The sequence below is a fragment of the Nostocoides australiense Ben110 genome, from assembly GCF_001050535.1.
In the GTDB taxonomy this organism is placed as follows: domain Bacteria; phylum Actinomycetota; class Actinomycetes; order Actinomycetales; family Dermatophilaceae; genus Nostocoides_A; species Nostocoides_A australiense.
This window is the reverse complement of record NZ_HG764815.1, coordinates 1,474,175-1,481,521: the sequence shown is the minus strand read 5'-3', so window position 1 is coordinate 1,481,521 and position 7,347 is coordinate 1,474,175. Positions and strand designations below refer to the sequence as shown.

Sequence of the window (7,347 nt, the reverse complement as noted above, 5' to 3'; positions counted from 1 at the left end):
CAGGCCCGCTCGAGGCGGGCGGTCGCGTCGTCGTCGAGCGCATCCTCGATCAACGCCATCGGCACGGCCTCACCACCGCCGGCGAGGGGCAGGTCGATGTCCAGGGCTGTGATCACGTGCACCGGTGCACCGAGACTGACGGCCTCGGCGGCGGCCCAGTCCAGCGCGTTGGCGTCCTCCTCGCGGCCGTCGATGCCGACGACGATGGCTCCGGCCGGGACCTCGGCCGAACTCGGGTAGGGCAGATCCGGCGACTGCGCTGTCATACCCCAAGCCTAGGCCCCGGTATGCGGACTGGTCAGTGGCCTACCGCACGTCCACCAGGTCTACGACGAAGATGAGGGTTTCACCCGGCTTGATGGCGCCGCCGGCGCCGCGGTCGCCGTAGGCGAGGTGCGCGGGGATCGTCAGCTTGCGGCGACCGCCGACCTTCATCCCGACGATGCCGCGGTCCCATCCGGCGATGACCTGGCCGACCCCGAGGCGGAAGTCGAGCGGCGCGCCCCGGTTCCAGGAGGCGTCGAACTCCGCACCGGTGGAGTGGGCGACGCCGAGGTAGTGCGCGAGCACGGTCGAGCCGCGGGTCGCCTCCGCGCCGTCGCCTTCCCAGATGTCCTCGATGACGAGGTCAGCAGGCGGAGCGCCCTCGGGGAAGTCGATCTCGGGACGCTCGGTGTTGGGGTCGAAGGGCATGTGGGCTCCTTGTCGGGGTGTCGTGGAGTCGATCAGTACTTGCCGAGGATGTCGACGACGAAGACCATCGTGTCGTCGCCCTTGATGTCGCCCTGGCCGGCGTCGCCGTAGCCGTCCTTCGGGGGCACGACGAGCAGCAGGCGCGAACCGACCTTCTGACCCTCGATGCCCTTGTCCCAGCCGGCGACGACCTTGCCTGCGCCGACGGGGAAGCTGAAGCTCGCCGTGGGGCTCTGCTTGAAGCTGGAGTCAAAGACCTCGCCGTTGCGCCACAGTGCCCCGGTGTAGGTCACGAAGACGGTGTCACCCTTCTCGACCTTGGCGCCCTCGCCCTCGATGAGCTTCTGGATCACCAACTCCTTGGGCGGGTCGGACTTCGGCATCTCGAAGGTGGCGGGCTTGCCCTCCTGCCAGGTCGCCTTGGGCAGGCCGGCCTTCGGGGTGACCGTCTTGCCGGTCGCGGCGTCGAGCTTGGTCACGACGTCAGCGACGTCGAAGACGAAGATGAGCGTGTCTGTGCCCGCGACGCCGGCCTGGGCGTTGCCCTGGGGGCCGAAGGTGTCGGTCGGGGTGAGGGCGGCGACGACACGGGAGCCCTTCTTGACTCCGGTCAGGGCCGCGCGCAGACCCTGGATCAGGCTCTCGTCACCGACGTCAAAGCCCGCCGCCTCGGTCGAGAAGTTCTCGTCGAGGGTCTTGCCGTCGGTGCCGTTGACGAGCACGTAGTTGACGACGGCGACGCTCTTGGCGTTCGTGGCGTCGCCGGTGCCTTCCTTGAGGACCTTGGAGGTGTACTTCGCGACGCCGAAGGGCTTCTTGGCGAGGTCGATCTTGGGGGCGGTCTTGTCGTCGCCGCCGCTGACCTTGATGTCGTCGATGGAACCGTCGGTCGCCGCGGTGGCCGAGGCGCTGGCGGAGCCACTCGCCGATCCGCCGGCCGAGGCGCTTGCGGAGCCGCTCGCCTCGGATCCGGGGCCGGCCGAGGTGGACGAGGAGGAGGATGAGGAGCTGCCGGATCCGCAGGCCACCAGACCCAGGGTGAGTGCGGACGCGGCGGTCAGTGCGGTCAGCGCGCGGGTGGCGCGACGGGCAGCAGGCACGGTGATAACAGCTTTCGGGGAGGGGATCCGCGGCCCGTCGGGCCGCCTGGGTTCACCCCACCATAACCCGGTCACATGGGTGAAAGTTCCGAGCCCGGTGGCCGTTGGCCCGCCGCGGACGGTATGCCGCGGGCTCAGGGCTGCGGGATCGCGCCGGTAGTCATGCCCTGGATGAGGCGCTCGACCCGGTGGTCCTTGGCGAGGAAGGGGTCCTTGCACAAGACGGTCCGCTGGGCCTGGTCGTTGAGCTTCAGGTGCACCCAGTCGACCGTGTAGTCGCGCCGGTGTTCCTTGGCCACCTTGATGAATTCGCCCCGCAGCTTGGCTCGGGTCGTCTGGGGCGGGTCGTCCTTGGCGGCCTCGACGCGTGCCCCGTCCACCACCCGCTTCGCGAGCCCGCGGCGCTGCAGGACGTTGAACAGCCCACGATCGGGGTCGATGTCGTGATAGGCGAGGTCGAGCTGCGCCAGGCGGGGATGGCTCCAGTCGAGTCCGTGCTTGGCGGCATACGCGCTCAGGAGTTTGTGCTTGATCGCCCAGTCGATCTCGGTGTCGATGCCGCTGTGGTCACCGCTCTCGACCGCTTCGAGCGTGCGCCGCCAGAGGTCGAGCACCCGCGTGGTGACCGGATCGTCATAACCCTGGCTCGCAGCGAACTCTGTTGCCTTGTTGAAGAATTCACTCTGGAGATCGAGCGCGCTGAGCTGGCGGCCGTTGGCGAGTTTGACGGTGCGGCGACCGGTCAGGTCGCTGCTGATGTCGCGGATCGCCCGGATCGCGTTGTCCAGAGTCAGATCGCGCAGCGTGGCGCCTTCCTCGATCATCCGCAGGATGAGGTCGCAGCTGCCGACCTTGAGCAGTGTGGTGGTCTCCGAGAGGTTGGAGTCGCCGACGATGACGTGCAGGCGGCGGTAGTGCTCGGCGTCGGCGTGCGGTTCGTCGCGGGTGTTGATGATGGGCCGGCTCCGGGTGGTCGCGGAGGAGACGCCCTCCCAGATGTGGTCGGCGCGCTGGCTGAGGCAGAAGACGGAGCCTTTGGGTTGGGCGACGATCTTGCCGGCGCCGGCGATGAGCTGGCGGCTGACGAGGAAGGGTATGAGCACCTCGGAGAAGTCGTGGAACTCTCCCCCGCGCCCGATGAGGTAGTTCTCGTGGCAGCCATAGGAGTTGCCGGCCGAGTCGGTGTTGTTCTTGAAGACGTAGATCTCGCCGGCGACATTGTCCTCGGCGAGCCGCTCGGTCGCGTCGGCGACGAGATCGTTGATGATCTGCTCGCCGGCCTTGTCGTGGGCGACGAGATCGACGATGTCGTCGCACTCGGCGGTCGCATATTCCGGGTGCGAGCCGACGTCGAGATAGAGCCGAGAACCGTTGCTCAAGAAGACATTCGACGATCGTCCCCACGAGACGACCTTGCGGAAGAGGTAGCGCGCGACCTCGTCCGGCGTCAGCGTTCGCTGCCCGCCGGCGACGCAGGTGATGCCGAACTCGGTCTCGATGCCGTAGATCCGCCGCTTCATGTCGGGTATGCCGCCCGCCTCAGTCGCCGTCGGGCGTCGCCTCCGCGCCCGGGCGCTGCGTCTGGGGGTTGGTCGAGACATGCGTCTCGCCGAGACTTGCCTCATCCGTGGGAGCGTCGCTGGTCGGGTCCGTCTCGCTCAGCAGGCTGGCGAGCAGGTCGCCATTGATGCGGCGGAAGGTGCGTCGCGGGCGGGTGCGGTCCAGCACCGCCACTTCGAGCGCGGTCGGATCGAGGGTGCGAGCCTCACCCCCGGCGGGATCCTGCCCCAGCAGGCGGACGGCCATCTGGAGCACCTCCGACAGCGGCATACCGGCTCGCCACTGCTCCTTCAGGCCGGCCTCGATCGGCTCGGCGGCGCCGCCCATCGCGACGAAGCCCACCTCGTCGGCGACCGAACCGTCATACATGAGGCGATAGATCTGGTCCTCGTCGGCGGTCTTGCCGACCTCGGCGACGACGATCTCGACCTCGAACGGCTTCGACTCCTGGATGAAGACGGTGCCCAGGGTCTGGGCGTAGGCGTTGGCGAGCCCACGGGCGGTGACGTCGGATCGGTCGTAGGAGTAGCCGCGCATGTCGGCGTAGCGGATGCCGGCGACGCGCAGGTTCTCGAACTCGTTGTACTTGCCGACGGCGGCGAAGCCGATGCGGTCATAGATCTCCGAGACCTTGTGCAGAGCGCGAGAACGGTTTTCGGCGACAAAGGCGATGCCCTTGTCGTATCCGACGACGATGACCGACCGGCCGCGAGCGATGCCCTTGCGTGCAAAGTCGGCCCGGTCCTTCATCACCTGTTCGGGCGAGACGTAGAACGGCGGCTGGGTCATCGCGCACCTCCGGGGTTGCCCGTGCGGGCTGCGACGACGTCCTCGACAGCGGCGTGCACGGCCGGCTCGTCGGCGAACCGGACGCCGTGGGCCTCGACGTAGGCGACCGTGGGCCAGATGCGCCGGGTCAGGTCGGGGCCTCCGGTGGCGGAGTCGTCGTCGGCCGCGTCGTAGAGCGCCTCGACCGCGACGTGCAGGGCTTGGTCGACGTCGAGGCCGGGTCGCCACAGCTTCTTCAGGGAGCCGCGGGCGAAGAGCGAGCCGGAGCCGATGGTGTGGTGGTCGTGCTCCTCGTAGCACCCGCCGGTCACGTCGTACGAGAAGATCCGGCCCTGGCTCGCGTCCAGGTCGTAGCCACCGAAGACCGGGACGACGGTCAGTCCTTGCATGGCCATGCCGAGGTTGCCGCGGATCATCGTCGCGAGACGATTCGCCTTGCCCTCCAAGGACATCAGGGCGCCCTCGATCTTTTCGTAGTGCTCCAACTCGACCTGGAAGAGCTTCACGAGTTCGATCGCCAGCCCCGCCGTGCCGGCGATCCCGATGACGGAGAAGTCGTCGGCGGCGAAGACCTTCTCCATGTCGCGGTTGGCGATGATATTGCCCATCGTCGCGCGCCGGTCACCGGCCATCAGCAGGCCACCGGCGTAGGTCAAGGTGACGATCGTCGTGCCATGGGGCGCATCGACCGGGCCCTTCGGCAGCGTGCGCCGGGAGGGCAGCAGGTCGGGTGCGTGCACGCCGAGGAACTCGGTGAAAGAGGAGGATCCGGGCGCGCGGAAGGCGTCCGGGAGCCGGCCCGGGCCGCGACCGCTCACTGGCCACCCTTCTGCACGAAGCTCTTGACGAACTCCTCGGCATTGGACTCCAGCACCCCGTCGATCTCGTCGAGGATGCTGTCGACGTCCTGGTCGAGATTCTCGCTGCGCGCCTGGACCTGCCCGCCGTCGCTCTCGGGCCCGTCGTCGTCCCCGCCACGGCGCGTCGGACGCACCTGCTCCTGGCCTGCCATCGGCAAACTCCCTTCGTCCCTCCCGAGCCTATGTCACGTCCGGCCGCCAGCGCGGGGAGGGCGCGCATGATGCCCGCCCCGAACACGGCGCCGGCGGTTCGCGCGGTGCGGGGCCGGCCGGATGCCGTTCTCAGTCGGCGGCGGCCAGGGCGGCGAGGAGCTCGCCGACGTCGGAGGCATCGTCCAGCAGGTCGCCGACGGCGTCCCGGGTGCCCTTGAGGGGCTCCATCATGGGCACCCGGCGCAGCGCTCGCACGCCGGGGACCTCGAGGATGAGCGAGTCCCAGGAGGCGGCGACGACATTGTCGGGGAAGCGTTCGAGGCAGCGGCCGCGGAAGTAGGCGCGCGTGTCCTCCGGCGGCGCGGTGACCGCGCGGCGCGCCTCCTCCTCCGGGATCAGCTCGGTGAACCGCCCGGCCGCCCGCAGCTTGTTGAAGAGTCCCTTGTCGGGGCGCACGTCCGACCATTGGATGTCGATGGCCTTCAGCTTCGGGTCGTTCCAAGCAAGGCCTTCGCGCTCCTGATACGCCTGCAGGACACGGAGTTTGCCGACCCAGTCGACCTCCGCGGCCGCACTCATCGGGTCGCGCTCGAGTTTGCCGAGCACGTCGGCCCACCAGCGCATGACTTCGGCGGTATGCGGTTGCTCCCCCTCGCCGGTCTGGTCCAGGCGGGCGTCGACCATCTCGTAGTAGCGCCAGAGCAGTTGGACGGCGGTGAGCTTGCGGCCGTCCTCGAGCTCGATCACGTGCGTGAGGGTGGGGTCGTGCGAGATCGCCTGGAGAGTGGCGACCGGGTGGCGCACGCTGAGCCGGTCGGTGACGGCGTCGGCTTCGATGAGTTCGAGCACCAGGGACGTCGAGCCGAGCTTGAGCAGCCCGGCGACATCGCAGTGGTTGGCGTCGCCGATGATGACGTGCAGCCGGCGATACTTGTCCGCCGTCGCGTGCGGCTCGTCCCGGGTGTTGATGATCGGCCGTTTGAGCGTGGTCTCGAGACCGACCTCGGTCTCGAAGAAGTCGCTGCGCTGGGCGATCTGATAGCCCGGGACCCGCGAGTCGACGCCGATGCCCACCCGCCCCGACCCGCACATGACCTGCCGGGCGACGAAGAACGGCGTCAGGTGCGTGACGATCTGCGCGAACGGCGTCGAGCGGCGCATGAGGTAGTTCTCGTGCGTGCCGTAAGAGCTGCCCTTGCCGTCGGTGTTGTTCTTGTAGAGGTTGATCCCCGGCGGCGATGCCGCGAGGCGGCGCACCGCCTCCTGCATCACCAGCTCACCGGCGCGATCCCATGTCAGACCCGCACGGGGCGTGGTCACCTCCGGCGAGCTGTATTCGGGGTGGGCGTGATCGACATACAGCCGGGCGCCATTGGTGAGCACGACATTGGCCAGCGTCGGGTCGTCGTCGCTGCCCCACTCGTCGGTCAGCTGCGACGGGTGTGCGACGCTGCGGCCCATCTCGAAGCCGCGGGCGTCGCGCAGCGGGGCCTCGTCGGCGTAATCCCAGGACCCCCGGGCCGCGCGCACGCCGTGCGCTTGGGCGTATGCCGTGACCACCTGCCCCGACAGCACCATCGGGTTGGCGTGGGGCGCCCCCGTGAGCGAGATGCCGTACTCGGTCTCGATCCCCATGACCCGCTCGACGCCCATGGCCCCAACCCTACGCACCCCGTCGGGATGTCGTTTCCACACCGTCGAGGTGTCAATTCACGGGCGTCGAGATGTCACCCGGCTTCAGCGAGAGGCCTCCCGCTCCTCGTCGGAATAGCCGCGCAGCTTGGCGGCCGGGCTCGCGGCCCGGGCACGCCGCAGGTCGCCGACCATGCTCGCCGCGGCGGCCATGGCGTGGTCGACATTGCCGCGGCTGTAGGTCAGGGAGTTCTGGGCGGCGATGCCGATGGAGTTGCCGACCTCGATGGCGTCCTGGTCGGCGCCCATGTAGAGGAACTGCCAGTTGTAGCCCTGCTCTTGCTGCTCGATGAGCCTCTTGACCGCGGGGTGGGTCCACTCGTGGCTGGAGTTCTCCATCCCGTCGGTCATGATCGCGACGACGACGGTGCCGGGGCGCTGCTCCTCGGGGAGGGCGGCCAGGCGCCGGCCGGCGTCGGTGACGAGCCGGCCGATGGCGTCGAGGAGGGCGGTCATGCCGCGCGGCTGCAGGTCGAGCGGCGGGGGGGGGGGGGGGGGGG

Annotated in this window: 9 protein-coding genes; all 9 read right to left on the bottom strand. The window is 69.0% G+C overall.

The genetic code is table 11. From position 1 onward, the window contains the following. Positions 1–266 (bottom strand): universal stress protein (locus BN11_RS07110; RefSeq protein ID WP_048696187.1); only part of this gene is annotated, 266 nt, incomplete at its 3' end. A gap of 40 nt (positions 267–306) precedes the next feature. After that, positions 307–693 (bottom strand): FKBP-type peptidyl-prolyl cis-trans isomerase, encoded by a 387-nt coding sequence (locus BN11_RS07105; protein WP_048696185.1) that lies wholly within the window; start codon positions 691–693, stop codon positions 307–309. Between the two features lie 32 nt (positions 694–725). Next, positions 726–1,793 (bottom strand): FKBP-type peptidyl-prolyl cis-trans isomerase, encoded by a 1,068-nt coding sequence (locus BN11_RS07100; RefSeq protein ID WP_048696184.1) that lies wholly within the window; start codon positions 1,791–1,793, stop codon positions 726–728. Positions 1,794–1,927: 134 nt separating this feature from the next. Next, complete coding sequence (gene pafA, locus BN11_RS07095; RefSeq protein WP_048696183.1) at positions 1,928–3,313, bottom strand: Pup--protein ligase; 1,386 nt, start codon at positions 3,311–3,313, stop codon at positions 1,928–1,930. A gap of 19 nt (positions 3,314–3,332) precedes the next feature. Beyond that, positions 3,333–4,142, bottom strand: a complete 810-nt coding sequence (prcA, locus tag BN11_RS07090; protein WP_048696179.1) for a proteasome subunit alpha — start codon at positions 4,140–4,142, stop codon at positions 3,333–3,335. After that, positions 4,139–4,960 carry a proteasome subunit beta gene (gene prcB, locus BN11_RS07085; RefSeq protein WP_048696178.1) on the bottom strand — a complete coding sequence of 274 codons (822 nt, stop codon included), beginning with the start codon at positions 4,958–4,960 and terminating at the stop codon, positions 4,139–4,141. The genes prcA and prcB overlap by 4 nt, the downstream gene beginning before the upstream one ends. Then, a complete protein-coding gene (locus tag BN11_RS07080; RefSeq protein ID WP_048696177.1) occupies positions 4,957–5,154 on the bottom strand; it encodes a ubiquitin-like protein Pup in 198 nt (65 codons plus the stop codon). Before BN11_RS07080 ends, prcB begins: the two co-directional genes overlap by 4 nt. Positions 5,155–5,284: 130 nt before the next feature. Continuing rightward, positions 5,285–6,808: a depupylase/deamidase Dop gene (gene dop / locus BN11_RS07075; RefSeq protein WP_048696176.1), complete on the bottom strand. Its 1,524-nt coding sequence runs from the start codon at positions 6,806–6,808 to the stop codon at positions 5,285–5,287. 84 nt (positions 6,809–6,892) lie between these two features. Continuing rightward, positions 6,893–7,347, bottom strand: a 455-nt coding sequence (locus BN11_RS07070) for a VWA domain-containing protein (RefSeq protein WP_235435398.1), incomplete at its 5' end; no start/stop codon positions are given.

What these genes read in the sequence shown, in the direction of transcription:
- dop (WP_048696176.1), bottom strand. Translation starts at nt 6,808, where the DNA reads ATGGGCGTCGAGCGGGTCATGGGGATCGAGACCGAGTACGGCATCTCG.
- pafA (WP_048696183.1), bottom strand. Translation starts at nt 3,313, where the DNA reads ATGAAGCGGCGGATCTACGGCATCGAGACCGAGTTCGGCATCACCTGC.
- prcA (WP_048696179.1), bottom strand. Translation starts at nt 4,142, where the DNA reads ATGACCCAGCCGCCGTTCTACGTCTCGCCCGAACAGGTGATGAAGGAC.
- BN11_RS07080 (WP_048696177.1), bottom strand. Translation starts at nt 5,154, where the DNA reads ATGGCAGGCCAGGAGCAGGTGCGTCCGACGCGCCGTGGCGGGGACGAC.
- BN11_RS07105 (WP_048696185.1), bottom strand. Translation starts at nt 693, where the DNA reads ATGCCCTTCGACCCCAACACCGAGCGTCCCGAGATCGACTTCCCCGAG.